This window comes from Streptomyces ruber (genome assembly GCF_014648075.1).
GTDB lineage: Bacteria > Actinomycetota > Actinomycetes > Streptomycetales > Streptomycetaceae > Streptomyces > Streptomyces ruber.
This window is the reverse complement of sequence record NZ_BMQK01000024.1, coordinates 1-24,901: the sequence shown is the minus strand read 5'-3', so window position 1 is coordinate 24,901 and position 24,901 is coordinate 1. Positions and strand designations below refer to the sequence as shown.

At 73.6% G+C, this 24,901-nt stretch carries 27 protein-coding genes, 1 tRNA gene, 2 pseudogenes and 1 riboswitch; of the genes and pseudogenes, 9 read left to right on the top strand and 21 right to left on the bottom strand.

Annotated elements, in window-relative coordinates; all coding sequences use genetic code 11:
* Positions 1-6: 6 nt before the first annotated feature.
* Positions 7-780 (bottom strand): sulfite exporter TauE/SafE family protein, encoded by a 774-nt coding sequence (locus tag IEZ04_RS31685; RefSeq protein WP_189220430.1) that lies wholly within the window; start codon positions 778-780, stop codon positions 7-9.
* A 211-nt stretch (positions 781-991) separates the two neighbouring features.
* Between IEZ04_RS31685 and IEZ04_RS31680 the strand changes: the two genes are divergently transcribed.
* The 4 genes from IEZ04_RS31680 to IEZ04_RS31665 are packed head-to-tail and all read left to right on the top strand — an operon-like array spanning position 992 to position 2,822.
* Positions 992-1,267 (top strand): WhiB family transcriptional regulator, encoded by a 276-nt coding sequence (locus tag IEZ04_RS31680; RefSeq protein WP_189220429.1) that lies wholly within the window; start codon positions 992-994, stop codon positions 1,265-1,267.
* Positions 1,264-1,743, top strand: coding sequence for a Dps family protein (locus IEZ04_RS31675; protein ID WP_189220428.1), 480 nt, complete (start codon positions 1,264-1,266; stop codon positions 1,741-1,743). Before IEZ04_RS31680 ends, IEZ04_RS31675 begins: the two co-directional genes overlap by 4 nt.
* A gap of 50 nt (positions 1,744-1,793) precedes the next feature.
* Positions 1,794-2,144, top strand: coding sequence for a DUF3140 domain-containing protein (locus tag IEZ04_RS31670; protein WP_189220427.1), 351 nt, complete (start codon positions 1,794-1,796; stop codon positions 2,142-2,144).
* A 39-nt stretch (positions 2,145-2,183) separates the two neighbouring features.
* A complete protein-coding gene (locus IEZ04_RS31665; RefSeq protein ID WP_189220426.1) occupies positions 2,184-2,822 on the top strand; it encodes an endonuclease in 639 nt (212 codons plus the stop codon).
* A gap of 92 nt (positions 2,823-2,914) precedes the next feature.
* Here the strand turns inward: IEZ04_RS31665 and IEZ04_RS31660 are convergent, their stop codons facing one another.
* On the bottom strand, positions 2,915-3,214 hold the full coding sequence (locus tag IEZ04_RS31660; RefSeq protein ID WP_229821413.1) for a hypothetical protein: 300 nt from the start codon (positions 3,212-3,214) through the stop codon (positions 2,915-2,917).
* Between the two features lie 257 nt (positions 3,215-3,471).
* Between IEZ04_RS31660 and IEZ04_RS31655 the strand changes: the two are divergent.
* A pseudogene (locus IEZ04_RS31655) lies at positions 3,472-4,447 on the top strand (heme/hemin ABC transporter substrate-binding protein).
* 77 nt (positions 4,448-4,524) lie between these two features.
* Positions 4,525-5,061, top strand: a complete 537-nt coding sequence (locus IEZ04_RS31650) for an NUDIX hydrolase family protein (protein WP_189220425.1) — start codon at positions 4,525-4,527, stop codon at positions 5,059-5,061.
* Positions 5,062-5,177: 116 nt separating this feature from the next.
* Here IEZ04_RS31650 and IEZ04_RS31645 read toward each other — a convergent pair whose 3' ends face one another.
* On the bottom strand, positions 5,178-6,059 hold the full coding sequence (locus tag IEZ04_RS31645) for a glutathione S-transferase C-terminal domain-containing protein (RefSeq protein ID WP_189220424.1): 882 nt from the start codon (positions 6,057-6,059) through the stop codon (positions 5,178-5,180).
* A gap of 520 nt (positions 6,060-6,579) precedes the next feature.
* Between IEZ04_RS31645 and IEZ04_RS31640 the strand changes: the two genes are divergently transcribed.
* Positions 6,580-7,740 carry an alpha/beta hydrolase family protein gene (locus IEZ04_RS31640; protein WP_189220423.1) on the top strand — a complete coding sequence of 387 codons (1,161 nt, stop codon included), beginning with the start codon at positions 6,580-6,582 and terminating at the stop codon, positions 7,738-7,740.
* An 82-nt stretch (positions 7,741-7,822) separates the two neighbouring features.
* Here IEZ04_RS31640 and IEZ04_RS31635 read toward each other — a convergent pair.
* From IEZ04_RS31635 to IEZ04_RS31590, 10 genes are all read right to left on the bottom strand, one after another.
* Positions 7,823-7,899 (bottom strand) — tRNA-Pro (locus tag IEZ04_RS31635).
* 106 nt (positions 7,900-8,005) lie between these two features.
* Positions 8,006-8,365 (bottom strand): MmcQ/YjbR family DNA-binding protein, encoded by a 360-nt coding sequence (locus tag IEZ04_RS31630; RefSeq protein WP_189220422.1) that lies wholly within the window; start codon positions 8,363-8,365, stop codon positions 8,006-8,008.
* 36 nt (positions 8,366-8,401) lie between these two features.
* Positions 8,402-8,785: a GNAT family N-acetyltransferase gene (locus tag IEZ04_RS31625; RefSeq protein WP_373296391.1), complete on the bottom strand. Its 384-nt coding sequence runs from the start codon at positions 8,783-8,785 to the stop codon at positions 8,402-8,404.
* A gap of 157 nt (positions 8,786-8,942) precedes the next feature.
* Positions 8,943-9,545, bottom strand: a complete 603-nt coding sequence (locus tag IEZ04_RS31620; protein WP_229821412.1) for a helix-turn-helix domain-containing protein — start codon at positions 9,543-9,545, stop codon at positions 8,943-8,945.
* 106 nt (positions 9,546-9,651) lie between these two features.
* Positions 9,652-10,215, bottom strand: a complete 564-nt coding sequence (locus IEZ04_RS31615; protein WP_189220420.1) for a GAF domain-containing protein — start codon at positions 10,213-10,215, stop codon at positions 9,652-9,654.
* Positions 10,216-10,243: 28 nt separating this feature from the next.
* Positions 10,244-10,843 carry a GTP-binding protein gene (locus IEZ04_RS31610; RefSeq protein WP_189220419.1) on the bottom strand — a complete coding sequence of 200 codons (600 nt, stop codon included), beginning with the start codon at positions 10,841-10,843 and terminating at the stop codon, positions 10,244-10,246.
* Positions 10,821-11,198 carry a DUF742 domain-containing protein gene (locus IEZ04_RS31605; protein WP_189220418.1) on the bottom strand — a complete coding sequence of 126 codons (378 nt, stop codon included), beginning with the start codon at positions 11,196-11,198 and terminating at the stop codon, positions 10,821-10,823. The genes IEZ04_RS31610 and IEZ04_RS31605 overlap by 23 nt, the downstream gene beginning before the upstream one ends.
* Positions 11,195-11,629 (bottom strand): roadblock/LC7 domain-containing protein, encoded by a 435-nt coding sequence (locus tag IEZ04_RS31600; protein WP_189220417.1) that lies wholly within the window; start codon positions 11,627-11,629, stop codon positions 11,195-11,197. Before IEZ04_RS31600 ends, IEZ04_RS31605 begins: the two co-directional genes overlap by 4 nt.
* A gap of 74 nt (positions 11,630-11,703) precedes the next feature.
* On the bottom strand, positions 11,704-13,713 hold the full coding sequence (locus IEZ04_RS31595) for a sensor histidine kinase (protein WP_189220416.1): 2,010 nt from the start codon (positions 13,711-13,713) through the stop codon (positions 11,704-11,706).
* A 366-nt stretch (positions 13,714-14,079) separates the two neighbouring features.
* Positions 14,080-15,336, bottom strand: coding sequence for an MBL fold metallo-hydrolase (locus tag IEZ04_RS31590; protein WP_373296390.1), 1,257 nt, complete (start codon positions 15,334-15,336; stop codon positions 14,080-14,082).
* Positions 15,337-15,474: 138 nt separating this feature from the next.
* Here IEZ04_RS31590 and IEZ04_RS31585 point away from each other — a divergent pair, with 138 nt between their 5' ends.
* Complete coding sequence (locus IEZ04_RS31585) at positions 15,475-16,095, top strand: TetR/AcrR family transcriptional regulator (RefSeq protein ID WP_229821411.1); 621 nt, start codon at positions 15,475-15,477, stop codon at positions 16,093-16,095.
* Between the two features lie 279 nt (positions 16,096-16,374).
* Here the strand turns inward: IEZ04_RS31585 and IEZ04_RS31580 are convergent, their stop codons facing one another.
* The 3 genes from IEZ04_RS31580 to IEZ04_RS31570 form a co-directional block, all read right to left on the bottom strand.
* Positions 16,375-17,160: an SGNH/GDSL hydrolase family protein gene (locus IEZ04_RS31580; RefSeq protein ID WP_189220459.1), complete on the bottom strand. Its 786-nt coding sequence runs from the start codon at positions 17,158-17,160 to the stop codon at positions 16,375-16,377.
* Between the two features lie 271 nt (positions 17,161-17,431).
* The gene (locus IEZ04_RS31575) at positions 17,432-18,511 is read right to left on the bottom strand and encodes a M23 family metallopeptidase (RefSeq protein ID WP_189220414.1); all 1,080 of its coding nucleotides are present in this window, start codon (positions 18,509-18,511) and stop codon (positions 17,432-17,434) included.
* A 3-nt stretch (positions 18,512-18,514) separates the two neighbouring features.
* Positions 18,515-18,672, bottom strand: a riboswitch (cyclic di-AMP (ydaO/yuaA leader).
* 304 nt (positions 18,673-18,976) lie between these two features.
* The gene (locus IEZ04_RS31570; RefSeq protein ID WP_189220413.1) at positions 18,977-21,055 is read right to left on the bottom strand and encodes an alpha-galactosidase; all 2,079 of its coding nucleotides are present in this window, start codon (positions 21,053-21,055) and stop codon (positions 18,977-18,979) included.
* Between the two features lie 190 nt (positions 21,056-21,245).
* On the opposite strand from IEZ04_RS31570, the gene IEZ04_RS31565 reads away from it, so the two are divergent.
* The gene (locus IEZ04_RS31565; protein WP_189220412.1) at positions 21,246-22,043 is read left to right on the top strand and encodes a tyrosine-protein phosphatase; all 798 of its coding nucleotides are present in this window, start codon (positions 21,246-21,248) and stop codon (positions 22,041-22,043) included.
* 19 nt (positions 22,044-22,062) lie between these two features.
* Here IEZ04_RS31565 and IEZ04_RS31560 read toward each other — a convergent pair whose 3' ends face one another.
* The 5 genes and pseudogenes from IEZ04_RS31560 to IEZ04_RS31540 all read right to left on the bottom strand — a co-directional run.
* Positions 22,063-22,182: a DUF6126 family protein gene (locus IEZ04_RS31560; protein WP_189220411.1), complete on the bottom strand. Its 120-nt coding sequence runs from the start codon at positions 22,180-22,182 to the stop codon at positions 22,063-22,065.
* Positions 22,179-22,793 (bottom strand): helix-turn-helix domain-containing protein, encoded by a 615-nt coding sequence (locus IEZ04_RS31555; RefSeq protein ID WP_189220410.1) that lies wholly within the window; start codon positions 22,791-22,793, stop codon positions 22,179-22,181. The genes IEZ04_RS31560 and IEZ04_RS31555 overlap by 4 nt, the downstream gene beginning before the upstream one ends.
* 75 nt (positions 22,794-22,868) lie before the next feature.
* Positions 22,869-24,284 carry an aspartate aminotransferase family protein gene (locus IEZ04_RS31550; RefSeq protein WP_189220409.1) on the bottom strand — a complete coding sequence of 472 codons (1,416 nt, stop codon included), beginning with the start codon at positions 24,282-24,284 and terminating at the stop codon, positions 22,869-22,871.
* Complete coding sequence (locus IEZ04_RS31545) at positions 24,281-24,496, bottom strand: hypothetical protein (RefSeq protein ID WP_189220408.1); 216 nt, start codon at positions 24,494-24,496, stop codon at positions 24,281-24,283. The genes IEZ04_RS31550 and IEZ04_RS31545 overlap by 4 nt, the downstream gene beginning before the upstream one ends.
* A gap of 176 nt (positions 24,497-24,672) precedes the next feature.
* A pseudogene (locus IEZ04_RS31540) lies at positions 24,673-24,901 on the bottom strand (flavodoxin-dependent (E)-4-hydroxy-3-methylbut-2-enyl-diphosphate synthase); the annotation flags it as partial.

Below are 24,901 nucleotides of genomic sequence, written 5' to 3'. Positions count from 1 at the left end.
CGCCGGTCAGCCCAGCAGCAGCTGCAGCCCGCCCAGCACCGTCGCCGCGATCACCAGGTGCTCGAAGAGCCGCTGGTTGATGCGGTCCACCGCCCACCTGCCGACCAGCGCGCCCGGCAGCACGAACAGCACGAGGGCGGCGTCGATCAGCAGCGAGTGGCCGTCGATCAGGCCGAGCCCGACGCTGAAGGGCACCTTGGAGACGTTGACGATCAGGAAGAAGAAGGCCGACGTGCCCAGGAAGCCCAGCTTCCGGAAGCCCGCCGACAGCAGGTACAGGGACATGACGGGGCCGCCGGCGTTGGCGACCATCGTGGTGAACCCGCCGAGCACCCCGTACGAGCGGGCCTTGAGGCGGCCGGACCGGGTGGTCACCTCGTCGGGCTCCGCCTCCCGCTCGGCGGCGCGCCGGCGCCGGACCGTGACGGCCGCCATCATCAGCAGGATCGCGCCGATCGAGATGCGCATGATCCCGTCGTCGGCCCACATCAGGAACACCGTGCCGAGGACGACGCCCGCGGCGACGGCCGGGAAGAGCCGCCACAGGGTGGGCCAGTGGGCGTGCCGCCGGTAGGTGAGCACGGCGAGCACGTCGCCGGCGATGAGGATCGGCAGCAGCACACCGGTGGACGCCCGGGCGGGCAGGATCGCCGCGAAGATCGCGAGGCTGACCGTGTTGGCCCCGCTCACGGCCGTCTTCGAGAAGCCGACCAGGAACGCCGCGAGGGCGAGCGCGGCGAATTGGGCGAGGGACAGGTGCCCCAGTGTCATCGTGTTCATGGCAGACACTGATGCTATGCCCACCTAACTGTGCGGGGCGGACCGTCTCGCCAGGTGACGCACGCGGTGCGGACCGTCCCGGCGGGAGCGGGCCGCGGGCCGCGGGCGGGCGGACGGTCGGCCAGCCGGAACAGCCTCCCCGTGCGCGGCACCCGCGCGCCGTGTGCGCCGGGTGTGTTTCCCGCCAAAAGTGCTGGGCACCCGCGCTTCCATGGAGTGGTTGCGGCACGCCGCCTGCGTGGGAGAGGACCCCGACCTGTTCTTCCCCGTGGGCACTTCGGGACCGGCGCTGGACGACATCGCCGCCGCCAAACGCATCTGCGCCGACTGCCCGGTGATCGGCGAGTGCCTGTCCTGGGCACTCGGCGGCGGCCGGGTGTCCGGGGTGTGGGGCGGCCTCTCGGAGGACGAGCGCGCCGCACTGCTCCGTACCGCCGGGGACACGAGTGAGCCCCGGCCCGAAGCGATGAGGAGCAGCACACCATGACCGAAGTGACGAGCACCCTCCCGGAACCCGCCCGCGGGAAGACCGGGGAGACCCTGCAGGACACGCTGGTCGATCTGCTGGGAATCTCGCTCGTCGGGAAGCAGGCCCACTGGAACATCGTGGGACCGCGGTTCCGCTCGATCCACCTGCAGCTCGACGAGGTGGTCGACACCGCCCGCTCGTACTCCGACACCGTGGCCGAGCGCGCGGCGGCGATCGGTGTCGCGCCGGACGGCCGCCCGGAGACGATCGCGTCCCGCTTCGCCCTGCCGAGCACCAAGGACGGCTGGCTGCGGGACACCGAGGTCGTGTCGCTCATGGTGGAGACGCTGGAGTCGGCGATCAGGCGGCTGCGCGAGCGCATCGCCGTCACGGAGGAGTCCGACCCGGTCACCCAGGACCTGCTGATCGCCATCACGGCCGACCTGGAGAAGCAGCGGTGGATGTTCCAGGCCGAGGACTACCCGCGCGACTGACGGACGACCGCGCACCGCACTTCCCGGTACTTGCACGAAAGGGGCACCTCATGGCCGACGCCCTGGAACTCGACGCGCTGTGGAACGACTTCCACCGCGTGGTGAACATGCCGTCCCCGGAGCTGGCGGACTGGCTGCGGGTGCACGACGCCGGAGAGGACGTCGAGCCGCTCCCCGACCGGGCGGGCGGCGAGATCGGCCGGCAGGTGCTGGCCATCCTGCAGAAGCGGCGCATGGACCTGACGGACCATGACGTCGACGTGATGCGCCACGTCGTGGACGAGATCCTGTCCCAGGTGGACCTGGCGGACGAGCCGGAGAACGAGGACGGGCACGACACGCTCCGCCGCCACCACCTGATGTCGCTGGGCCACGATCCGCTGAGGGCACCGCGGACGTAACGGCGACGGAGAGGCACCGGCGGCAGGGAGAAGGTGGCCATGGACCGGATCGTCCAGGAGCTGACCGCCGCCGAGGGCCGCACCTACGCCGAGGAGGCGGGCATCCGGCTGAGGAACACGCCCCAGCCGTTGTACCGCCTCCTCGTCCTGGCGTCCCTGCTCAGCGCCCGCATCCGCGGTACGACCGCGCTCGCGGCCGCCCGGGCCCTGTTCGAGGCGGGCTTCGGCAGTCCGCGCGCCATGGCCTCGGCGAGCTGGCAGCAGCGCGTGGACGCGCTGGGCCGCGGTGGCTACCGGCGGTACGACGAGCGCACGTCCACGCAGCTCGGGGACGGTGCGCGGCTGGTACTGGACCGTTGGGGCGGCGACCTGCGGCGGCTGCGGAAGGAGGCCGACGGGGACGTGGCCGGGCTGGAACGGCTGCTCCAGGAGGTGCCCGGCATCGGCCCGGCCGGTGCCGCCATCTTCCTGCGCGAGGCGCAGCGGGTGTGGCCGGAGGCGGCCCCGTACCTCGACGGCAAGGCGCTGGCCGGTGCGCGCCGGCTCGGACTGCCGGACGACCCTCGGCGGTTGCTGGAGCGCGCGGGCCGGACCGAACCGGCGGTCCTGGCGGCCGCGCTGGTGCGCGTGGCGCTCGACAGGCACGCGGCCGAGGAGTGTCTGCGCCGGGCGGGGTGACGGGTCCGGCCGGCGCAGAGCATGCGGAAGGCGGAGCTCCCCGCGGGGAACTCCGCCTTCCGCATGCTTCTGTTCCTCGGTTCCCCGGACGGTCAGTCCGCGGCTCCCCGGGTGCTGAGGTGGCTGCGGCGGTACGCGAACCAGCCCGCCGCCGTGAGCAGCGCGGCCACCGGGGCCAGGGTCAGGGCGGTGGTGCCGGTGGAGGCGAGGCTGCCGCCGGCCGTGTTGTCGACCGTGGCTGTGTTCCCTGCGGTATCGCCGGTACCACCGGTGCCACCGGCCCCGCCCGCGGAGCCCGTTCCGCCGGGGCTGCCGTTGCCGCCGCCGTCCGTGCCGCCGGTCCCGTTCCCGCCGCCGGTGTCGGGGTCGGTGTCGACAGGGGGCTGGCCCACGAACGAAGCTCACCGGCACCTTGACGTCCTGCGAGCGGTCGCCGGACAGCGTGTGGTCGGCGCGCGTGGCGAGCACGCACGTGGCCTCGAAGCAGTCGGTGAACTCGTCCCGCGCGTCGACGGTGAGCCCGACCGCGAAGGTGCCGCCCAACCTGAGGTGGCCGGCGACATGATTCGGACCGTGAGAGGAAGTTCCCGAGCGATGCGCAGCCCAGGAAAAGACCGAACGCCCCGCGCCCCGCACGGGTGTCGCCGCTCTGCTGCTCTCCCTGGCGGTCCTGCTCACCGGCTGCGGGGGGCGGCGGCGCCCCCGGTGACGGGGCGGGCAGCGGGTCCGCCGCGCGCGAGCGGCTCGACGAGAACACGATCGTGCCGCTGGAGGGCGGGGCCCCCATTCCCGGACTGCCCGTCACCGTCGGCTCCTCCGACGGACGGAAGGTCACCGTGGCGGACGTCTCGCGCATCCTGCCGCTCAACGGCGGTGTCGCGGAGATCGTGTTCACCCTCGGGCTGGGCGAGCGTGTCGTCGGACGCGACGTCACGGCCACGTTCGAGGAGGCGAAGGAGCTGCCGCTGGTGACGAAGGCCCACGACGTGAGCGCGGAGAGCGTGCTCTCGCTGAAGCCGACGGTGGTGCCGGCCGGCACCGACATCGGTCCCGACGAGGCCATCGACCAGATCCGCGACGCCGGCGTCCCGGTGGTCGTGCTGGATCCGGCCACCGAGCTCTCGGGCGTGTCCACCCGTACGACCCGGATCGCCGAGGCCCTCGGCGTCCCCGCCGCGGGCGAGGCCCTCAACGCGCGCATCGACGGCGAACTCGCCGCGGCCCGGGCGGCCGTGCCCGAGGGCAGCCGCCCCGAGGTCGCCTTCCTCTCCATGCGGGGCAGCGCCGCCGTCTACCTGATCGGCGGCGAGGGCTCCGGCGCGGACTCGCTCGTCGAGGCCGCGGGCGCGGTGGACGCCGGCGAGGAGTCCGGCCTGGACGGGCCCTTCACCCCGATCACCAGCTAGGCCCTGGTCAAGGCCGAGCCGGACGTGATCCTGATGATGACCAAGGGCCTGGAGTCCGTCGGCGGCGTGGACGGGCTCATGGAGGTCCCCGGCATCGCCCAGACCCCGGCCGGTCCGGACCGCCGCGTGGTCGGCCTGGAGGACGGGGTGCTCCTCGGCTTCGGCCCGCGTACTCCCCTGGTCATCGACATCCTGGTGGACCGCATCCACGCGACGTGACCGCGTGGCATATGTGACCTGGATCGATGTGCGGCGATGCGCGGAAAAACGGGGCGCCCGGAAAGTACGATCATTCAATGTCTGACATGACCGAAACCACGCCCGGCTGGTTGAGTACGGACGACCTCGAGACGACGCGCGGCAGGATGCCGATCCTGTACGTGAACGCCGTCCCGGTGCGCGTCGACGACAGCGGCGAAGTCGTCAGCGTCGGCCTGCTGCTGCGCATCGGGCCGGACGGAACGGTCAGCCGCACACTGGTCTCCGGCCGGGTGCTGCACCACGAGCGGGTCCGCGACGCCCTCCTGCGCCACCTGGAGAAGGATCTCGGCCCGGTGGCGCTGCCCCGGGTGGCGCCCTCCCTCCAGCCGTTCACGGTCGCGGAGTACTTCCCGACCCAGGGCATCACACCCTTCCACGACCCGCGGCAGCATGCGGTGGCCCTCGCCTACATCGTCCCGGTCAGCGGTGACTGCCGGCCCCGCCAGGACGCCCTCGACCTGGAATGGTTCAGCCCGCAGGAGGCCGCCTCGGCCGTGGTGCAGAACGAGATGCCGGGCGGCCAGGGCGTCCTGTTGAAGCAGGCGCTCGCGCACGTCGGCTGCCTGTCCTGACCCGAGCCGTCCCTGTCCGTCCGTTACCCGTCCGTACGTACCGTGTCCGCCGCGAACGGGCGCGGAGCGCCGCTTCGGCGCCCGCGCCCGTTCGGCGTTCCGCGGCGCGTGAGGTCTCAGCGCACCGGCTCGGGCTCGGGCGCCCGCGAGGGCGCGTACGCCGCCCAGTCCACGATGCGCCCGGCCGTCCGGTCCGCATCCCCGGCGCACCCGCACCGCGCGTGCCACCTGCGTGTCATCCCGTCCACGTCGAGGAGCGCGCCGAACGCGGGCAGCTCCGCCAGCCGGCGCGCGTACGCCCACAGCCGCGGATGACCGGCGACACGGCGCACCGCGGCCGCGTCCAGGTGCCCGGCGTGCACCAGGTCCAGCCGCACCAGGGTCACCCACAGCCGCACGTCGGCCGCGGACAGCCGGTCGCCGAGCACGTGGTCGCGGACGGCGAGCCGGTCCTCCAGCGCACCGAGGACGGCCGGCAGTTCGGCGAGCGCGGCCTCGCGCACCGCACGGTCGGCACCGGGCTCCTCCGCGCGCCGCACGGCCGCGACGATTCCCTCGCAGAGCCGGCCGACGGTGCGTATCTCCTCGTCGGCGCCGAGCGGACGCAGGTCGTTGTCCCGTCCGCCGAAGCGCCGGGCCAGGTCCCGCAGGATGTCGGGGGCGTGCGTGCTGACGATCCGTCCGGTCCAGCCGTCGCTGAGCACCGGAGGCACGGCGGGCCCGGTGTGCTGGTGCCAGCTGGCCTCGTACAGCGGGCGCAGCGCCAGGTGCCCCCCGTCGGGCGCGTCCGGCACGGCGGGCAGCCAGGTGACCCGGAGGGTGTCCGCCAGGCCGAGCAGACCGTGGGTGACGGCGATCTCGAGACAGTCCGGACAGGACGGTGACAGGTGGAGCCGGTAGCGGTGCGGCACGGCGTAGTAGCCGCTGCGCGCGTCGCCTCCGATCCTGCTGCGGAAGGAGGGCTGGGACGGTGCGGCGATCGGGGACGTGGCGTACACGGGTCTCCCTCGGAGGAAACGGAGCGAACGGAGCAGATGGCGCGGATGGAGCGGACCGAGAGGCGGCGGAGGCGGGAGATGGCCCGGAAGGTGAGACGCCGGTCTCGGGAACGAACGGGTGGGACCGGTCCTCAGGCACCTTCCGCGGCGTCGCCGCCGCACGGAGATGACGCCGCGCTGCAGACCCGCAGCAGATCGATGTGGCGCCGGACGGTCAGCAGGAGCACCGGACGGCCTGCGCGGACCGCGCCGTCGGCAGCCGACCCCGGACTCCGCATGATTTCCCTACCAATTCACTAGGGTTCCTGCCCTGGAGTGTCGATCGCCCTTCCCGCCCGCGTCAAGGGCACTCCTCCGCTCGCCGTCCCGCCGTCTCACATGGCGGTACGCCCCATGCCCTCAGGGGTCGCGCGTCGGACCGTCGGGGGATCCCCGGACCCGCGCGTCCCTCCTCGGTCGGACGGCGGATCATCTCCGCGTGGGACGTGGCCGTGGCCGTCCGCTGCCTAGTGTCAGCGGCATGCATCGTCTGTCCCGCGGCACCACCGCCGCTCTGCTCGGCCTGTCCCTGGCCCTCCTCGGCCCGGGCGTGGCCCACGCCGCCCCCACGCCCGTCGACACGCCCTCCGCCGGCGCCCACCACCTCGCCCGCCTCGAACTGCCCCGCCCCACGGGCCCGTTCGCGGTGGGCCGCGACACCCTGCACCTGGTCGACACCGGCCGGCCCGACCCCTGGGTGCCGGAGGCCGGGGCGCGGGAGCTGATGGTGTCGCTGTACTACCCCGCCCGCGCCGGCCAGGGACGCACGGCGCCGTACATGACCACCGGCGAGGCACGGGCGTTCCTGGAGGACCGGGGGCTGTCCGGGGCGGTGCCCGCCGAGACGCTCAGCGGCGCCCGCACCCACGCCCGCCCCGGCGCCGGTCCCGCACGGGGGTCGTTCCCGCTCGTGGTGCTGTCCCCCGGGTTCACCCTCAACCGGGCGACCCTCACCTCGCTCGCCGAGGACCTGGCGAGCCGGGGGTACGTGGTCGCCGCCGTCGACCACGCCCACGAGTCCGTGGGCGCGGCGTTCCCCGGCGGCCGCCTCCTCACCTGCGCCGCCTGCGACCAGGTACCCGAGGGCGAGTACGGGACCGTCGCCCGGGGCCGTGCGCAGGACGTCTCCTTCCTCCTCGACCGGCTCACCGCCCGCCGCCCGGTCTGGCGGCACGCCGGCATGATCGACCGTACGCGGATCGGCATGGCGGGCCACTCCATCGGCGGCGCCGCCGCGGCGGCCGTCATGGTGGACGACCGGCGGGTGCGCGCCGGGCTCGACCTGGACGGCGGCCTGCACGACGTGGTGCCCGCCGAGGGTCTCGGCGGGCGGCCGTTCATGCTGGTGGGTACCGAGGACGACCACGGGAACTGGGTGGAGAACTGGCCCCTCCTCGACGGCTGGAAGCGCTGGCTGACCGTGGCCGGCTCCGGGCACTTCACCTTCACCGACACACCCGTGCTCGGCGACCAGCTGGGACTGCTGCCCCCGGAGGAGCCCCTGTCGGGGACACGGTCGCAACAGATCACACGCGGCTACACGGCGGCCTTCTTCGACCACCACCTCAAGGGCGTCGATCAGCCCCTGCTGGACGGCCCGTCGGCGGAGCACCCGGAGGTGAGCTTCACCAGGAGGGACTGACCAGCCAGGAGCTACTGACCGGCCAGAAACGACGGAGGCCGTTTCCGTTACCACGGAAACGGCCATCGACCCGCGAAATCGCTGGTCGGGACGACAGGATTTGAACCTGCGACCCCTTGACCCCCAGTCAAGTGCGCTACCAAGCTGCGCCACGTCCCGGTGCCCGTCTGACCTGGGGTTTCCCCCGGCCGAACGTGCACGGAAACCATACCGCACTCGGGGAGGTGATCGCGCATCCGTTTGTCGGCGCGAGGTCGCACGCCCGTCACTCGGCCAGGTGGAGCCCCAGCCGGGGATGGGCCTCCAGCAGTCTGGGCGGGGCCGCCTGGCGCCAGGAGTCGGCGAGGATGTCCCGCAGCTCCGCCTCGTCCTCCAGCGCGGCCAGCCGGACCCGCACCCAGGCGGAGTACGCCTCGTGCTCGGCGACCCAGAACTTGGCGGGCTCCGCCAGGACGAGCTCGTCGCGCTCGTCCTTCGGGCAGCGGACCGCCATGGAGGTCTCCTCCTCGGGCAGCGTGGCGAACATCTTGCCCGCGACCCGGAAGGTGGGCATGTTCCAGGCGGTCTTCTCGATGGTGTCCGGCAGGGACAGGGCGATACGGCGTACGTCTTCGGCATCCGGCATGGACAGAACCGTAACGGGCCCCACCGGCACCGCAGTTCACACCTCCCGTGTCACGGCGCGGACCGGCACCTGCTCGAAGTGGAGCGTCGTGGACCGCAGCACACCGGGCCGGTCCGCCGCGTAGTCGGGTGTCGCGCCGACGCGGGTCCAGCCCGCCGAGCGGTACAGCGACTCGGCCGGGCCGCCCGTCTCGGTGTCCAGGTGGAGCAGGGTGCTTCCCGCCGCGGCGGCCGCGCCTTCGGCGGCCGCCGGCACGGCGCTGCCCAGGCCCCGGCCGCGGGTGTCGCGGTGCACCATGGGTTCGGCGAGTCCGGCGGTGGCGGCCGTCGGGGCCCGGTCCGGGAAGGCGAGGTTCACGGCGCCGACCGGCCGGCCCGCGTCGCCCCGTGCCGCCCACACGGCGGGCGCCCCGGCGGCCACCGCGTTCGCGCGCCCCCTCCACCAGGCGACGGCCTCCGCGCGGTCCGGCGGGGCGAGGAGCCGACCGAGGCCCCGCCGTCCACGGTGTCGGCCCGCGATCGGGCCGGCTCCTCCGCGCCCGCGAGCACCTCGGGCCCGGTGAGGACGGAGATCGCCGTCACGGCTCCACCACCACGAGCGCGTACCGCACGGCGTCGGGCCCGGGGCAGCGGAACCGCGTCGGCCCCCACACCCGCAGCCGCAGGCAGTCCCCCGCGTCGAGACGGTGCTCGACGTCCTGCGCCACGACGTCGAGGCGGCCGTCGAGGACCCAGATGTGCTGTTCGAGGCCGAGTACGGGCGGCCGGTCGTACGCGATGTCGCCGCCCGCCGCGAGCCGCCCCTCGACCAGTTCCCCGCGCAGCCCCGTGTGCGGGGGCGACACCGACCGCCGCACGAAGCCGGCGGCCCTGTCCTCCCACACCGGCTGCCCGGCCGCGCGGACGACCGTGACGGGCTCGGACTCGACCTCGGCCAGCAACTGGGACATGGTCCGTCCGTACACGGCGCAGAGCCGGTTCAGCAGGGCGGCCGTGGGGCTGATCTCCGCGCGTTCGGCCCGCGACAGGGTCGAGCGGCTCGCCCCGCTGCGCGCCGCCAGCTCCCCCAGGGACCAGCCGCGTTCGGCACGCAGCTCGGCCAGGCGGGCCCCGAGCCGACGGTCGACGGAGTCCGGGACGGCTGCGGCTCTGTCCCGGGACACATCCAGTACGCGTTTCATATCAGGGATGCTATCCCGCATGCGAAACGCGCAGGAGGGCGGGCACGGCACGGTTCGTCGTGAGCCGGCGCATTCCGCGGCCGACCTCACCGCGCGGGGCGGACGGCTAGGAGAGGAGCTCCCGCCGTTCGATCCGCGCGGTGAGGTCGGCCGCCGTCGCCTTGATGCTCATCAGTCCCGTCCTGCCCCAGGGACGCGGGGTGACGTCGGCGACGCAGACCGTGCCGAGCGCGTCGCCCGCGCTGTCGACGAGCGGGGCGCCGAGGTAGGAACGGATGCCGAACTCGTCGACCACCGGGTTGCCGGCGAAGCGCGGGTAGTCGCTCACGTCCTCCAGGACCAGTGCCTTGCGGCGCACCACCACATGGGGGCAGAAGCCGTAGGCGCGGGCCAGGTGGCGGCCCATCCTGCGTTCGGTGCCGTCCGCCGCGCGGACAGGGGCGTCCGGTGCGCACAGCCCGGCGAAGAGCTGCCGGTGCTCGTCGATGAAGGTGATCATGGCGTACGGCGCCTGGGCGTGCTGCGCCAGCCGGAGCGCGAGGGCGTCGAAGGCCGGTTCCGGGTGGTCGCCGAGACCGAGCAGGCGCAGGCGTCGTACGCGCGCGGGGGCGTCCCTGTCCTCCGGGGTGAGCAGCAGCCGGCCGGGCGGGCGCGGTGGATCGTAGGTCATGGCCGGGCTCCACGGGCCGTGTCGTCCCTCATGTGTGGGCTCCGCGGCTCGGAGCGTGCTCGGGTGTGTGGGCGAGGAGGTGGCGGACGAGGGTGAGCAGGGTCTGCACGGCGGAGCTGGAGATGCGTGCGTCGCAGCGCACGATGGGGACCTCCGGGTCGAGGTCGATGGCGGCACGGACCTCCGCGGGCTCGTAGCGGTAGGCGCCGTCGAACTCGTTGACGGCGACGATGAAGGGCAGCCCGCGCTGCTCGAAGAAGTCGACGGCCGCGAAGCAGTCCTCCAGGCGGCGGGTGTCGGCGAGGACGACCGCACCGAGGGCGCCCTCGCAGAGCTCGTCCCACATGAACCAGAAACGTTGCTGTCCGGGGGTGCCGAACAGGTACAGCACGTGTCTGCGGTCGAGGGTGATCCGGCCGAAGTCCATGGCGACCGTCGTCTCGGTCTTGTTCTCGACGCCGTCGAGGTCGTCGGTGCCCTCGCTCACCGTCGTGAGGAGTTCCTCCGTGCTGAGCGGCGCGATCTCGCTCACCGCGCCGACGAAGGTCGTCTTGCCCACCCCGAATCCTCCCGCGACCAGGATCTTCAGGGCGGTGGGGAACGGGTCAGAGCTGTCGTCGTAGTCCATCGAGCACTGCCTCCAGAAGAGCCCTGTCGGTGGGGTTGTCTTGGAACGCCGGTGGCCTCTCGACGAGGAGCCCGCTGTCCACGAGATCGGACAGGAGCACCTTGGTGACCGCCGCCGGCAGTTTGAGGTGGGCGGCCACCTCGGCGACCGAGACGGGCACCCGGCACAGGTCGAGTGCCTGGGTGTGCTCGGGGCCGAGGTAGCCGAGGGGGGTGGTGCCGGTGGCCATCACCTGGGACAGCAGGTCGAGCGACGTGCTCGGCCGGGTCCGGCCGCCGCTGACCGTGTAGGGGCGCACCAGCCGCCCGGCCGCGTCGTCGAGCCAGGGTCCGTCGCCGGCCGGGGCGGCGTTCAAGGCCTCATCGCCGGGGGTTCGGCGGCGGGCTGCCGGGGCGCGGTCGTCAGATAGGGCCGTACGCTCTTCACGAGCATCGTCATCTCATAGCCGAGCACCGCCGCGTCGGCCTCGCGCCCGGCGAGGACGGCGAGGCAGGTGCCGGCGCCCGCGGTGGAGACGAACAGCAGGCTGGAGTCGAGTTCGACGACGACCTGCCGTACCTCGCCCCCGTCCGAGAAGCGGATGCCCGCGCTGCGTCCGAGGGAGTAGAGGCCCGAGGCCAGCGCGGCCATGTGGTCGGCGCTGTCCGGGTCGAGGCCGTGGACCGACTTCACCAGTCCGTCGCAGGAGAGCAGCACCGCACTCATGGTGTGCGGCACACGCTGCACGAGGCCGCTCATCAGCCAGTCGAGATCGGACACCTGGCCGGTCGGCGCATCGCTCGCCATGGTGGATCGACTCCTTGGGGTACGAAGGTCCGCGGGAGCGGAGGGGGTGGGTGGGGGCGGAGCGGAGGGGGTGGTCATCCGGCCGGTGCGCTCCCGTCGTGGCGCGGGGCGGGGCCGGGTCCGGGCGGGGGCCGGTGGGCTCCGTTCGTCTCGCGGGGCCCGGGGGTCGTGTGCGGCCCGGGGCCGCCCGGGCGGGCCGCGGCCGGGGGCGGCGGTACGGCCGGGGGAAGCGGGCCCGGACCGGCGGACGCCGTGCCCGTGCGCGGCGCGTCCCGGTGCGCGTCGGAGGGCCCCGGAGTGGTGGCTGCGGTGCCGGGAGCGGCTTCCCCGGGCCGGTCGGGCTCCGCCCGGTGGGCCTCGGCGGCGAGGCCGATACCGCGCCGGAAGGCCGCCATCAGCCCCGGGTCGTGGGCGACGTACCGGTCGCCGTTCTGCCGGGGCGCGGGCGCGGGGCCGCCGCGGAGCTGGGGCACGAGGTGCTGCTGGGCGCGGCGGCGGGGCAGCCGGGGCGGCCGGTCCGCGGTGCCGCGGGCGGTGCCGGCGCGCGGGGTGGGCGGCACGCCGTTGTTCTCCAGCAGGGCCGGCCGGTCGCCGGGCCTGATGCCGGGCGGGGCGTCCGCCGGGTTGGGCCGCTCCCGGCGGGTGTCCCGCACGGGCAGCGGCGCCGGACCGCCGTTGCCGGCCGCCGGCCGCCCGCCCGTGGCGGAAGGCTGCCGGTGCGGCGCCGGGGACGCGCTGCCCTGCGGCTGCCGGGGTACGGACCCGGCCGCCTCGGGCGACGCCCCGGCGGGCTCCGGGGTGGCGGACCACCTGGGCGGCCGCCGGGTGCCCTGCGCCGGCTGGAGCCGCTCCCGCGGTTCGTCCGCGGGGCCGGCGGGGTCCGTGCCGAGCAGCGCCTCGGGCACGACGAGCACGGCCTGGACCCCGCCGTAGATGTTGGACTGCAGCCGTACGTGGATGCCGTGCCGGCGGGCGAGCTGCGAGACGACGAAGAGGCCGATGCGGCCGTCCTGCAGCAGGCTGGCGACGTTGACCTGGTCGGGGTCGGCGAGCAGGGCGTTCATCCTGCTCTGCTCCCCGGCCGGCATGCCGAGGCCGCGGTCCTCGACCTCCACCGCGAGCCCGGCCGTGACGAGGCTGGCGCGCAGCAGGACCTGGGTGTGCGGGGCGGAGAACACCGTGGCGTTCTCGACGAGTTCGGCGAGGAGGTGGATGACGTCGGACACGGCGTGCCCGCGCACGGTGCCGTCGACCGGGGGCACCAGCTTGACGCGTGAGTACTGTTCGACCTCCGCGGTCGCGGAGCGCAGCACCTCGGTCATGGAGACCGGGTGGCTCCACTGGCGGCGGGAGACGGCGCCGCCGAGGACGGCGAGGTTCTCGGCGTGGCGGCGGATGCGGGTGGCGAGGTGGTCGACGTGGAAGAGGCCCTTGAGCAGGTCGGGGTCCTCGATCTCGTGTTCCAGCTCGTCGAGGATCGAGATCTCGCGGTGCACGAGGGACTGCAGGCGCCGGGCGAGGTTGACGAAGACCTCGACCTTCTGTTCGCTGCCCGTCCGGCTGGAGAGCTGGGCGGCCCGGACGACCGCGCCGACGGCGGCCTCGTGGGCCTGCGCGAGGTCGGCGGCGAGCAGGTCGAACTCGTCGGCGCGGGCCGGGGGTTCGGTGCGTGGCGTACGGGCGGGCGGGCTCTCGCCCCGGCGCAGCGCCTCGACGAGGGCCCGCAGGTCGGCCTCGCCGCGGGCGCTGGAGCGGCGCAGGACGCAGAGGCGTGCCCGTACGGACCTGGCGGTGCGGTCGGCGGTCACGGCGGCGGTCACGATGCCCGCGAGGGCGACGCCGAGGGCTCCGGCGAGGACGGCCCAGAGGGTGGGGCCGGGGGGTGCCCCGGTGGAGCGGACGGTGAACAGCACGGCCGCGCAGGCGCTGAGGGCGACCGCCACGGGCGGCAGGACCGCGAGTCGCAGCAGCTGCGGCCGTATCGCCGTCTCGGTCAGGGAGGGTGCGGAGCGGGCGACCGGCCGTCCGTGCCGGCCGCCCTCACGGCGGTCTGCGCGGGTGGCCGGTGCGCGGAGGTGAGACATCGGCGTCCTCGTACTGGTGCGTCGGGGCGTGGGGGCTCCCGCGTCTGCGCGACCCGGGCGTGCGCCATCGCGTGCCGGTCGAGAGAGCCGAAGATTTCGGCCCGGTGTCGCCCGGACAGCAACGCACAGTAGTCGCCAACGCATCAGGTGCGGTGGTCAGTTGACAAAGTCTCCCGCAGAGCTTCCCGCTCTGGTATGAGGCTTCGTACGACAGGCCGATAACCTTTCGGGCGGTTGTTCGCGCTATCGAATTCTTTCGATCAGACCTGGTCGGATGTGGTCCGAGACAGACGGGACGAAGACGAAAGGGCCGAGGAGCACACGCAACCTCGGCCCAGGAAAATCATCGGAATGTCACTCTGAAGGTCACCCGGTGGACACCGCTTCCGGGTCACCGGTCCCTTCCCCGGTCCGTCCGGTACCCTCACTCGCTGTCATGGGCACGTCTTCGTCGGCGGCCGGCCAGCCGCCCGCGGGCGGTACGGCGACAGCGCGCCACCACGGCTGCGACGGCACCGTCCGCGCGGTGGGCTCGAAGGGCTCGCCGGGCCGGGGCAGCGCGACGGCGGCACCGGCCTCGCGGGCGGCCGCGAGGGTGCCCTCGCCCGGCTCGGCCCAGGGGTGGAGCGCGAGGTTGAACGTCGCCCAGTGGATGGGCAGCATCACCCCGGACGGACGGCCGCCCTGGAGGTCGAGGTGGGCGCGCATGCCCTCCTCGGGCGTCATGTGGATGTCGGGCCAGAACTCGGCGGAGTAGGCGCCGATCTGGATCATCGTGGCGTCGAACGGGCCGTGCTCGGCGCCGATCTCCGTGAAGCCCTCGAAGTAGCCGGTGTCGCCGCTGTGGTAGATCCGGTGCTCGTCGCCCGCGACCACCCAGGAGGCCCAGAGGGTGTGCTGCGCGTTGCGCAGACCGCGGCCGCAGAAGTGCCGGGCGGGGGTGGCGGTCAGGGTGAGGCCGCCCACCTGCGTCGACTCCTGCCAGTCCAGCTCGCGTATGCGTCCCTCGGCGACGCCCCAGCGCTCCAGGTGGGCGCCGACGCCGAGGGGCACCGCGAAGAGGGTGTCCGTACCGGCGAGGGCCTTGACGGTGGGCAGGTCGAGGTGGTCGTAGTGGTCGTGGGAGATGACGACGACGTCGACCGGGCCGAGGGCGGCCAGCGGCAGCGGCACCGGGTGGAGCCGCTTGGGGCCGGCGAAGGAGAACGGGGAGCAGCGCTCGCCCCAGACGGGGTCGAACAGCACGCGGTGCCCGTCGATCTCGGCCAGGACGCTGGAGTGCCCCGCCCAGGTCAGGCGCAGACCGGTCGCCGGGGGCGCGGCGAGGTCGGCGGCGGTCGTGGGGTGCACCGGCACGGGGCGGGCCGGGGCGCGGCGGACGCGGTCCTCCTTGCGGAGGTAGGACCTCACCATCTCCGTCCTGGCGCCTGGGGCGGGGAGAACGCGGGCGCCCTCCGGGTTCACGAAGGCGCCGTTCGCGAAGTGCGGCGATCTGCGGATCCGTGCGAGGCGCGCGCCGCCCGGTTCCGCGCCGAAGGCGGCGGGCCGCAACGCACGGAGCCCGGGGCTGGACTTCTGGGAACCGGACACGGCACCTCCAAGTGATCCACTGAGGTGTTCCATTATGGTCCGCCCCGGTGACGGTCCCCGGTCCGTCCGGCGAACGCGGCCTCGCACCCGGCGGGCCGGGCAACCGGGTGCCGTGCGCGGCGCCTTGGGCCACCGGCGGGCCCGTTCGCGGTGACGACTAGGGTGTGCCGGGTGACGAGGGTGCGGTGGGGCGCGACGGAGCGGCGCGAGGCCCTGCTGCGGGCCGCCGTCGAGCAGATCGAGGCGCGGGGCCTGGCGGCGGTACGGATCTCCGATGTGGCCTCGGCGCTCGGGGTGAGCAGCGCGCTGGTGCTCTACCACTTCTCGACCAAGGAGAAGCTGGTCGCCGAGGCGTTCGGCTACGCCGCGCAGGACGACCTGGCCCAGCTGCGCGAGCTGGTCGGCCGCCGTACGACGGCCCTGCGGCGGCTGCGGGCGGCCGTGCGCTGGTACGCGCCGACCGGGCAGGCGAAGGGCTGGCGGCTGTGGATCGAGGGCTGGGCGGCGGCACTGCGCGAGCCCGCGCTGCGGGAGGTCACCCGTGACCTCGACCGGCAGTGGAAGGCCGCGCTCACCGAGGTGATCGCGGAAGGGGCGGCCGCGGGCGAGTTCCGGTGCGCCGACCCGGCGGCCGCGGCCCTGCGGCTGACCGCGCTGCTGGACGGCCTCGCGGTACAGACGACCGCGTACGAGGGAGCCGTCTCCCGGGCACAGACCCTGGCATGGGCGGACGACGCGCTCGTCCGCGAACTGGGCGTGACCCACGGGACACTCACGACGACCGGGGACTGACCGGTCCCGGGCACCGCTCCCACCGGTCGCCCGCACCGGGGCCGCCGGGACCGGGTGGCCCGGCCCGACGCCCCGGCCCTGGGACGGGGTACGGACGAGGAGTGCCGGGTGGCCGGCCCGAACCGCGGCGGGAGGCGGACCGACCGCCGGACGGCCCGGCAGGCAGAACCCGGACCACCGGCCGGCCCGGACGCACCCGGGGCCCGGGCCTGAGTGGCCCGGGCCCGCCCGGTGTGCTGCTCGGTGGACGGTGTCCGTCCGTGGGTGCGGTCGTGGTGGTCAGGCCACCGTTCCGATGCGCGTCCTGATGTCCGCCGGGGAGAGGGTTCCCTTCGCCACCACCCGGTCGCCGGAGGACTGCCCGCGCAGCCGGCGTCCGATCCACGGCACCAGGTACTCGCGGGCCCAGTGGATGTCGTCGCGGCGGACCTCGAAGGTGCCGCGCTGCGGGAGCGGCGGCCACGGCTGCTCCGGGTCCGCCGGGACCGGGAGGCCCAGGACCTGCCCGGCCCGCAGGGCCACGCGCGTGTGCCCCTCGGGCGACAGGTGCAGCCGGTCCGCGTCCCAGGCGCGCCGGTCCTGGACGGTCCGCAGGGACCACAGGTCGAGCACCGGGCAGCCGTACCGGTCGGCGATGGCCCGCACATGACCGTTGTACGTGGCGATCTTGCCGCGCAGGTGCTTGAGCACGGGCACGCCACGGGTGTCGAAGCCGGTGGTCACCATCACGGTGCCGGCGGCGGACGTGAGGTCGGCGACGGCACGCTCGAAGCGCTCGGCGACCTCGTCGGGGTCGGTGCCGGGGCGGATGATGTCGTTGCCGCCCGCGCAGAAGGAGATCAGGTCCGGTGCCATCTCCCTCGCCCGCGGAACCTGGTCCGCGACGACCTGGTCGAGCAGCTTCCCGCGCACGGCCAGGTTCGTGTAGCGGAACTCGCCCACGGGTACCCGGTCGGCGAGGAGCACCGCGAACCGGTCGGCCCACCCGACGAACGCGCCGTCGGGCCCGGGGTCGCCCACGCCCTCGGTGAAGCTGTCCCCCACCGCCACGTAGGACCCGATCACTCTTCTGCTGTCGTCCTTCTTCGCTTCGTCTGCCACGTCGGTCCATTTTTCACCGTGGGATGTGAGCTACGCGACCGTAGGAAAGGGTTGACGGGCGGTGAGATAGGCCACTCGTCAAGTGTTGGTCAATTCCGGAATAAGCCGACCGAAACTTCGGCCCGCTGTGACAAATGCAGAACTAGCACCGAAAAGGACAGCGGGCCGGGCCCCGCATCGGTCGCGGGGCCCGGCCCTCACCGCCCGGGGGCGGGTGCGCCGGAGAACGGTCGCGTCAGAGGGAGACCCCCTTGGACCGCAGGTACGCCAGCGGGTCGACGTCCGAGCCGTAGCCCGAGGCCGTACGGATCTCGAAGTGCAGGTGCGGTCCGGTCACGTTGCCGGTCGCCCCGGACAGGCCGACCTGCTGGCCGACGCTCACGGTCTGGCCCACCGAGACGGAGAGCGAGGACAGGTGGGCGTACTGCGCGTAGTGGCCGTCGGCGAGCCGGACGACGACCTGGTTGCCGTACGAGCCGCCCCAGCCGGCGGACACGACCGTGCCCGCGCCGACCGCCTTGAGCGAGGTGCCGGTCGGCACCACGAAGTCGACACCGGTGTGGTAGCCACTGGACCACATGCCGCCCGCGGCACGGTAGGCGGTGCCCACGACACCGGAGACCGGGCGGGTGAAGCCGGAGCCGGAGCCGCCGCCGCTCGCGGTCCGGGTGTCCTGCGCGGAGGAGGCGGGCTTCTCCGCCTGGGTGTCGGCCTCCTGCGACTTCCGCTGCGGGGTCCGGGACTTCTGCGACGACTTCCGCGACTCCTGGGACTGCTGGGACTGCTGCGGCTTCTGTGCCGACGCATCGCTTCCGCCGGAAGCCCTGGAGCCGCTGCCGGAGGAGGAGCCGCCCGTGCTCGACGGGGCCTTGCCGCCGAGGGTGAGTTCCAGGCCGGGGTGGATGAGCGACGGGTTGGAGCCGATCGCCTCGCGGTTGTCCGCGTAGATCGTCTGCCAGCCGCCGGTCACGTCCTGCTCCTCGGCGATCCGGGAGAGGTAGTCGCCCCTCTTCACCGAGTAGGTCCGCGTCGTGGCGGCGGACTTCTCGGCGGCGGCCGACTGCTGGACCTGCCGTGCGGCGGTCCGCTCGGCCGCGGCCCGCTGGGGCAGCGCGGTGGACTGCTGGGAGAACTGAGAAGCCTGGGAGACCTGGGACGTGTGCGCCCCGGACTGCGTGTGCGTCTGCGTCGACGCGTGGGCACCGGTGGCCCCGATCAGCGGGAGCGCGAGCGCGGCGCCACCGGTTCCGGCGGCGGCGATCGAGCGGCTGAGGCGCTGGGTCCTGGGGCGGCGGTGCTTACCCTTCGCGGGCATTGCTGATCCTCTCCGGCGCCTGCGAGGTCAGCTGTCGGGTGCGGGCTGGAGCTGCCCGGCCGCGACGGGCGCGGCTTGACCCCTAGCCTGTTCCGGGAACCGGACCAGGCAGTCGAACCTGTGGGTCCCCCGCTCCTGCCGTGCACGGGTGAAGTTGACGGCTCCGGCCGGCGGCAGGATTCGGCGTCCGCCCGGATTGACGCCGAAAGTAGGCGACTTACCGCCGCGGGGACAACCATGCGGGTTCTCCGGGCGTCTCCTTTCCCGGCCACCGGAGCGGAATTCCGCTCACCCTCCGTCGATGGCGGAGCTTTCCCTTTTCCCAACTCGCCTGATGGCTCAGGTTTATTAGGTGTACATGACAGCGACGTAGCGTCACCCCTATGAGCCTGGTCACGCGCGGCCGGTTCGGCATGCCTCATACCAGGATCAGACGGAATCCGTCCACCCTTTCCGACGTAACACTCAAAGGCGATGCAGCCGGACAATCGTCGCGTCGAGATCGCCGCGCAGCCCGACCGGGAGACCGTGGTGCAGCAGCACCGCTCCCCGGTACACGTCACCCGTCTCCCGGCATTCATACCTCGCCGCCGGATCGATTCCGCGCAGCCGGAGCGGCGCGAGCGGCTCCCCGTGGTGCTGGGCCTGCAGCCAGGCCAGGACGACGACCTCGTCACCGAGCACGTGGGCCACGGCGCTCAGCCCGCCCGTCGGCGGCCTGAGCCGGTACTGGTCGCCCCGCTGGACGACCGGCCGGATCTCCTTGTACAGGGACACCCAGTCCCGCGCCTCCGCCAGCTCCCGCTCGCTCCACCGGGTGAGGTCGCCGCCGATGCCGAGCACGCCCGCCATGGCGCTGACGAAACGGAAACGCAGGGCGCTGGCCCGCCCGTTGAGCTGGGTGTTCGGGCTGTCGGTGACCCAGGCGGCCATCACGCGCGCGGGATGGATCTGGCTGAAGCCGTGCTGGATGGCGAGCCGGTCGAGCGGATCGGTGTTGTCCGAGGTCCACACCTGGTCCGTACGCGACAGCACCCCGAGGTCGATCCGGCCGCCGCCGCCCGAGCAGGACTCGAAGGCGACGCCCGGGTGCGCGGCCCGCAGCCGGTCGAGCAGTGCGTAGAAGGCGTGCACGTGCTCCACCCACAGCTTCTGCGGATACGGTTCGCCGGGCCAGCCCGCGTCGGTGAAGCAGCGGTTGAAGTCCCACTTCACGTAGTCGATCGGGGCGCTCGACAGCAGGGTGTCCAGCCGCTCCCACAGGTACTCCTGGACGTCCGCGCGCGCGAGGTTGAGCACGAGCTGGTTCCGCAGCTCCGTACGCCTGCGGCCCGGCTGGTGCTGCACCCAGTCGGGGTGCGCCCGGTACAGGTCGCTGTCCGGGTTGACCATCTCCGGCTCGACCCAGATGCCGAACTGCATGCCCAGCGCGTGCACGTCGTCCGCGAGGGGCTTGAGGCCGGCCGGGAAGCGCTCGGGGTTCGGCGTCCAGTCGCCGAGGCCCGCCCGGTCGCTCGTCCGCTCCCCGAACCAGCCGTCGTCGACCACGAACAGCTCCACGCCCAGGTCCGCCGCCCGCCGCGCCAGCTCCCGCTGCTGGTCCTCGGAGATGTCGAAGTAGGTGGCCTCCCAGGAGTTGTAGAGCACCGGGCGGTCGCGGTCCGCGTGCGGAATGACGTGCGCGCGCTGGTACGCGTGCCAGGCGCGGCTCGCCCCGCCGAAACCGCCGTCGCTCCACAGCCCCGCGAAGACGGGCGTGGTGTACGACTCCCCCGCCGCCAGCCGCAGCAGGCCCGAGTCGTCGTACCCCGCACCGCCGGTGATCTGCACGCGCGCGTCCGGGAGCTGGGCCACGCAGATGCGCCAGGTGCCCGACCAGCCGAGCGCGCACCCGTACACCTCGCCGCGCTCCTCGGTGGCCCCGTCGGCGTCGAGCGCGACCCACGGCAGGTGCTGGTGCCCGGTGTGCCCGCGCCGGCTGCCGATGACCTTCTCGCCGTAGGTGAGGTCGGTGCGGACGAGCCGGGACTCGGCCGCCCAGCGTCCGTGCAGCTGGGACAGGCGCCAGCCGTCGCGCAGCGGGAGCGTCCAGGTCGCGGAGTCGGCGCGCAGCACCTCCACCGCGGCCGGCCCGTCGTTGACGAGGGTCACCCGGCGCTCGACCACGTCGTCGCGCATCCGGTAGTGCAGCGTGACGGCGAGCCCGTGGTCGGTGAACCGCAGCCGCAGCTCGCCGTCCTCGACCTCGTACGCCGAGAAGGACCACTCGGTGCCGCGCACCTCGTCCGTCCGGACGGACAGCGCGGGCCGTACGAAGCGGGCGCCGCCCTCGACCGGATACTCCTCGTGCCCGTCGAGCCGGGACTCGAAGGAGTCGCGCGACGGTGGCAGGGGCAGGGCGGCGAGCGCCTCGGCGTCCGCGAGCCCGATGCGTGCGCCCCAGTGGAGGTGCAGCAGCTCGTCGTCCGCGGTGAGCCGCAGCGCGTAACTGCTGGCCGGGCCCGACAGGAGCCAGGTACGGCCGTCTTCACCGATCTCCACCATGAGACCCCCCACTGACGCCACGGGTGCGGACACACCCGATCGGGCGCCAACATCATCAAGGCCGCGGGGGCCGCCTGGCAACGGCGCGGCACCGCTCCTTGCCCCGCACGGCCGTGTCGTATCGTGCGAGGGCGTATCTGTCGGCGTGCCGAGCCGCGCACCGCCGACGGCCCTGTGGGAGGAGCCCTTCGTGACGCAGCAGATCCCGTCGACCGAGCCCGAGCTCACGTCGGTCCGCAACTTCCGCGACGTGGGCGGTCTGCCGACCGTGGACGGCCGGCGCGTGGCGCGGGGGCGGCTGTTCCGCAGCGGCCACCTGGCGCACGCCTGCGACGAGGACGCCGCGTTCCTGTCCTCCCTCGGACTGCACACGGTCTTCGACTTCCGCAACTCGGCCGACCAGAAGCTGGAGGGCCCGGACGTCGAGCTGCCCGGCGTGCGCAACGTGAACCTGCCGCTGAGCGACCCGGCGGACGGCGCCGAGTTCTGGCGCATGGTGCGCGACGGAGACCTGGACCAGCTGCGCTCGATCCTGGACGACGGCAAGGGCGGGGCCCGGATGACCGCCTCGTACCGCATGATCGTCACCACGCGCACGGCGGAGCACTCGCGGGTGCTGCACGCGCTGGCGGAGGACAGCGTGCCCGCCCTGATGCACTGCGCGGCGGGCAAGGACCGGGCGGGTCTGTCGATCGCCGTCACGCTGCTCGCCCTCGGTGTGGAGCGCGAGGCGATCCTGGCGGACTACCTGAAGTCGAACGAGAAGCACCGCCGTTACAAGGTGCACCGCAGCTCGACGGCGGCGAACGCCTACGCGCCCGAGGTGATGGAGCTGCTGAGCCCCCTGTTCGACGCACGCGCCGAGTACCTCCAGGCGGCCTTCGACGCGATCGAGGAGAAGTGGGGCGGCGTGGAGACCTATCTGGAGCGGGGCCTCGGTCTCGCGCCGGAGGTCCGGGAGCGGCTGCGCGAGCGGCTGCTGGACTGAGCCCCCGGCCGTGGGCCCGTTACTTCGCGCCCACCTCGAACAGCAGCCAGATGAACGCCGCGAAGAGGTGGCCGACCGCGATGTAGATGATCAGTCGTACCCACAGGCCGCGGGGGAACTTCGTTTCCAGGTTGCTCACGGGGTGACTCCCAGGGTCGTCGGCCCGAGGCACAGCGCGGTGCTCGGGCTCTGCAGGAGGGTGTGGACGAAGAGCAGGTCGGCGCCGTCCTCGACGGCGGCGGCGATGCGGTGCGGGGTCAGCGAGTCGAAGTGCGCGCTGTCCCCGGGGTCGAGCACGTGGGTGACGTCCCCGAGGCGCAGCCGCAGCCGGCCCGTCAGGACGTACAGCCACTCCTCGCCGGGGTGGACGCGCACGATGTCGCCCTGCGAGCCGTGCGGGACGTGCACGCGCAGGGACTGCATGCCCCGGCCCGGGGAGCCCGCCTGCCAGTAGGTCCAGCCGCCCGCGCGCGTGGGCTCCATGTCGGCCGCGCGGACGACCGCGTCCCGCTCGGCGACGGTCTCCCCCAGCAGCTCCGAAACCGTCGTACCGTAGACGCGGGCGAGCGTCAGCAGCATCGGCAGCGAGGGCTGGCGCTGTCCGGTCTCCAGCCGCGACAGGTGCGCGGGCGACAGCCCGGCGGTCCGGGCGGCGGCTTCGAGGGTGAGGGAGGCGCGCCGCCTCAGGGTGCGCAGCTGCGGGGCTACGGCGGGCAGGTCCTCGACCGGCCCTGGCTCGGAGGCGCTCATGTACTCCATTGAGCCGCATTTTTGCCCCTGCGGCAAATTTCTTGCCTCAGGGGCAAAGGGGTTCGGTGCGGCGCCCTACCTGTGTGCCACCGCCTGCTTCAGCAGAGTCCTGCCGAAGTCCCACAGCAGCCCGCTCCCGCTGTGCGCGTCGTCCATCACCTCGGTGAAGGCGTCGACGAAGCGGTCGACGTCCGCCTCGTCGACGACCAGCGGCGGAATCAGTTTGATCACCTCCAGACGGTCGCCGGAGACCTGGGTGAGGATGCGGTGCCTGCGCAGCAGCGGTACGACGACCATCTGCGCGAACAGTCCCTTGCGCGCGGCCTGGAGCACGCTCCAGCGGCTGCGCAGCCCGAGCGACGCGGGCCGCCCGAACTCGATGCCGATCATCAGCCCCCGGCCGCGTACGTCGGCGAGCAGCTCGTACTTCCCGGTCAGCGCCGAGAGCCGGGAGGCCAGCCGCTCCCCCATGGCCCGGGCGCGCTCGACGAGCCGCTCGTTCTCCAGCACCGACAGCACGGCGAGGCCCGCCGCCATGGCCTGCGCGCCCCCGCCGAAGCTCGCCGAGTGGACCAGGACGCGGTCCATCGAGGAGTACACCTTCTTGAAGATCCAGTCCTTGCCGAGTGTCGCCCCGACGGGCACGTAGCCGCCGGAGAGCGCCTTGGCCACGCAGACCAGGTCCGGTTCCACGCCCGCCTCGTGCTGGTGGGCGTAGAAGTCACCGGTGCGGCCGAGCCCGGTCTGCACCTCGTCGGCGATGAGCAGCGCCCCGTGCCCGTGCAGCAGGTCCTGGGCGGCGCGCAGGTAGCCGGGCGGGGCCCCGTGCACGCCCTTGCCCTGGATCGGCTCCACGATCAGCGCGGCGACGTCGCCCTTCCTCAGCTCCCGTGCCAGGGCGTCCAGGTCGCCGAGGGGCACGGCCGTGTCCGGGAGCAGGGGTGCGAAGCCGTCCCGGAAGGCGGGCTCGCCGTTCACGGACAGGGAGCCGGTGGTGAGGCCGTGGAAGGCGTGCTCGCAGTACAGGACACGGGGCCGGCCCGTCGCGTACCGGGCGAACTTCAGCGCGGTCTCCACCGCCTCCGTCCCGCTGCTGCCGAAGAACACCCGGTCCAGGTACGGGCTGTGCGCGAGCAGCCGCTCGGCCAGCAGCCCGGGCAGCGGCGGGCAGTCGAAACGGGTGAGGTCGGCGAGGGAGGCGTCGAGGACGTCGTGCAGTGCCTTGCGGACCACGGGGTGGTGGCGGCCCACGCCCATCACCCCGAACCCGGCGAGCATGTCCAGGTAGTCGTTGCCGTCCGCGTCCCAGAAGTGCGCCCCCTCGGCGCGCTCGTACACCTTGTCGAAGCCGATGGTGTGCAGCATGCGCGGGAGCTGGTGGTTCAGGTGCCGGGCGTGCAGGTCGTAGCGTTCGGCCCCGCGTTCGGCCAGGAGCCTGCCGAGGTCGAACCCACCGGCCCCCGTCGCGTCTTCCGCTTCCGCCGCTGTCATACGGTCCTCTCCTCGGCGAGCTCGTCCACGGTGGCCGGGCAGGCGCTGCTCCGCCCGGCGCTCTTCACCGGCGTCGGCCCCGGGCCGGCCGGTACGTCGCCCCGCCCGGCGTGGGCGGGGAACTGTTCCGGGCTGCCGGAGCGCCGCACGGGCACGTCGGCGCCGGCGTCCGCCGGGGCCGGCGCGACCGCCGTGCCGAGCGCGGGCAGCACCGGGCCGACGGGCTCGTACCGGCGGGTGCCGACGACGGTGCGTCGCAGCCGGACTCGTCGGGCAGCTGGTCCCGTCGCCGGGCGGTCCCCGGGATCGTCAACGTCTGGCCCCCTCTCGGTCCGTACGGCCCGGTCCGGCAGTTCGGTCCAAGCAGCCCGGTGCGTGCCGTACGGGTTCAGCTCACCGTGACGGCCGGTTCCCCCGACGCGGCGCCGTCCCGTTCCATCCGCTCGGCGATCTTCATGGCCTCGTCGACGAGGGTCTCCACGATCTTCGACTCGGGCACCGTCCTGACGACCCTGCCCGCGACGAAGATCTGGCCCTTGCCGTTGCCGGAGGCGACGCCGAGGTCGGCCTCGCGGGCCTCGCCGGGGCCGTTGACGACACAGCCCATCACCGCGACG

Bases quoted from the DNA above. Each gene is read 5' to 3' on its own strand.
- IEZ04_RS31610 (WP_189220419.1), bottom strand. From the start codon at position 10,843: ATGGACTACGACGACAGCTCTGACCCGTTCCCCACCGCCCTGAAGATC.
- IEZ04_RS31675 (WP_189220428.1), top strand. From the start codon at position 1,264: ATGACCGAAGTGACGAGCACCCTCCCGGAACCCGCCCGCGGGAAGACC.
- IEZ04_RS31555 (WP_189220410.1), bottom strand. From the start codon at position 22,793: ATGAGCGCCTCCGAGCCAGGGCCGGTCGAGGACCTGCCCGCCGTAGCC.
- IEZ04_RS31630 (WP_189220422.1), bottom strand. From the start codon at position 8,365: ATGCCGGATGCCGAAGACGTACGCCGTATCGCCCTGTCCCTGCCGGAC.
- IEZ04_RS31640 (WP_189220423.1), top strand. From the start codon at position 6,580: ATGCATCGTCTGTCCCGCGGCACCACCGCCGCTCTGCTCGGCCTGTCC.
- IEZ04_RS31650 (WP_189220425.1), top strand. From the start codon at position 4,525: ATGTCTGACATGACCGAAACCACGCCCGGCTGGTTGAGTACGGACGAC.
- IEZ04_RS31570 (WP_189220413.1), bottom strand. From the start codon at position 21,055: ATGGTGGAGATCGGTGAAGACGGCCGTACCTGGCTCCTGTCGGGCCCG.
- IEZ04_RS31620 (WP_229821412.1), bottom strand. From the start codon at position 9,545: ATGAAACGCGTACTGGATGTGTCCCGGGACAGAGCCGCAGCCGTCCCG.
- IEZ04_RS31595 (WP_189220416.1), bottom strand. From the start codon at position 13,713: ATGTCTCACCTCCGCGCACCGGCCACCCGCGCAGACCGCCGTGAGGGC.
- IEZ04_RS31615 (WP_189220420.1), bottom strand. From the start codon at position 10,215: ATGACCTACGATCCACCGCGCCCGCCCGGCCGGCTGCTGCTCACCCCG.
- IEZ04_RS31665 (WP_189220426.1), top strand. From the start codon at position 2,184: ATGGACCGGATCGTCCAGGAGCTGACCGCCGCCGAGGGCCGCACCTAC.
- IEZ04_RS31550 (WP_189220409.1), bottom strand. From the start codon at position 24,284: ATGACAGCGGCGGAAGCGGAAGACGCGACGGGGGCCGGTGGGTTCGAC.
- IEZ04_RS31670 (WP_189220427.1), top strand. From the start codon at position 1,794: ATGGCCGACGCCCTGGAACTCGACGCGCTGTGGAACGACTTCCACCGC.
- IEZ04_RS31600 (WP_189220417.1), bottom strand. From the start codon at position 11,629: ATGGCGAGCGATGCGCCGACCGGCCAGGTGTCCGATCTCGACTGGCTG.
- IEZ04_RS31575 (WP_189220414.1), bottom strand. From the start codon at position 18,511: ATGCCCGCGAAGGGTAAGCACCGCCGCCCCAGGACCCAGCGCCTCAGC.
- IEZ04_RS31685 (WP_189220430.1), bottom strand. From the start codon at position 780: ATGAACACGATGACACTGGGGCACCTGTCCCTCGCCCAATTCGCCGCG.
- IEZ04_RS31590 (WP_373296390.1), bottom strand. From the start codon at position 15,336: ATGGAACACCTCAGTGGATCACTTGGAGGTGCCGTGTCCGGTTCCCAG.
- IEZ04_RS31680 (WP_189220429.1), top strand. From the start codon at position 992: ATGGAGTGGTTGCGGCACGCCGCCTGCGTGGGAGAGGACCCCGACCTG.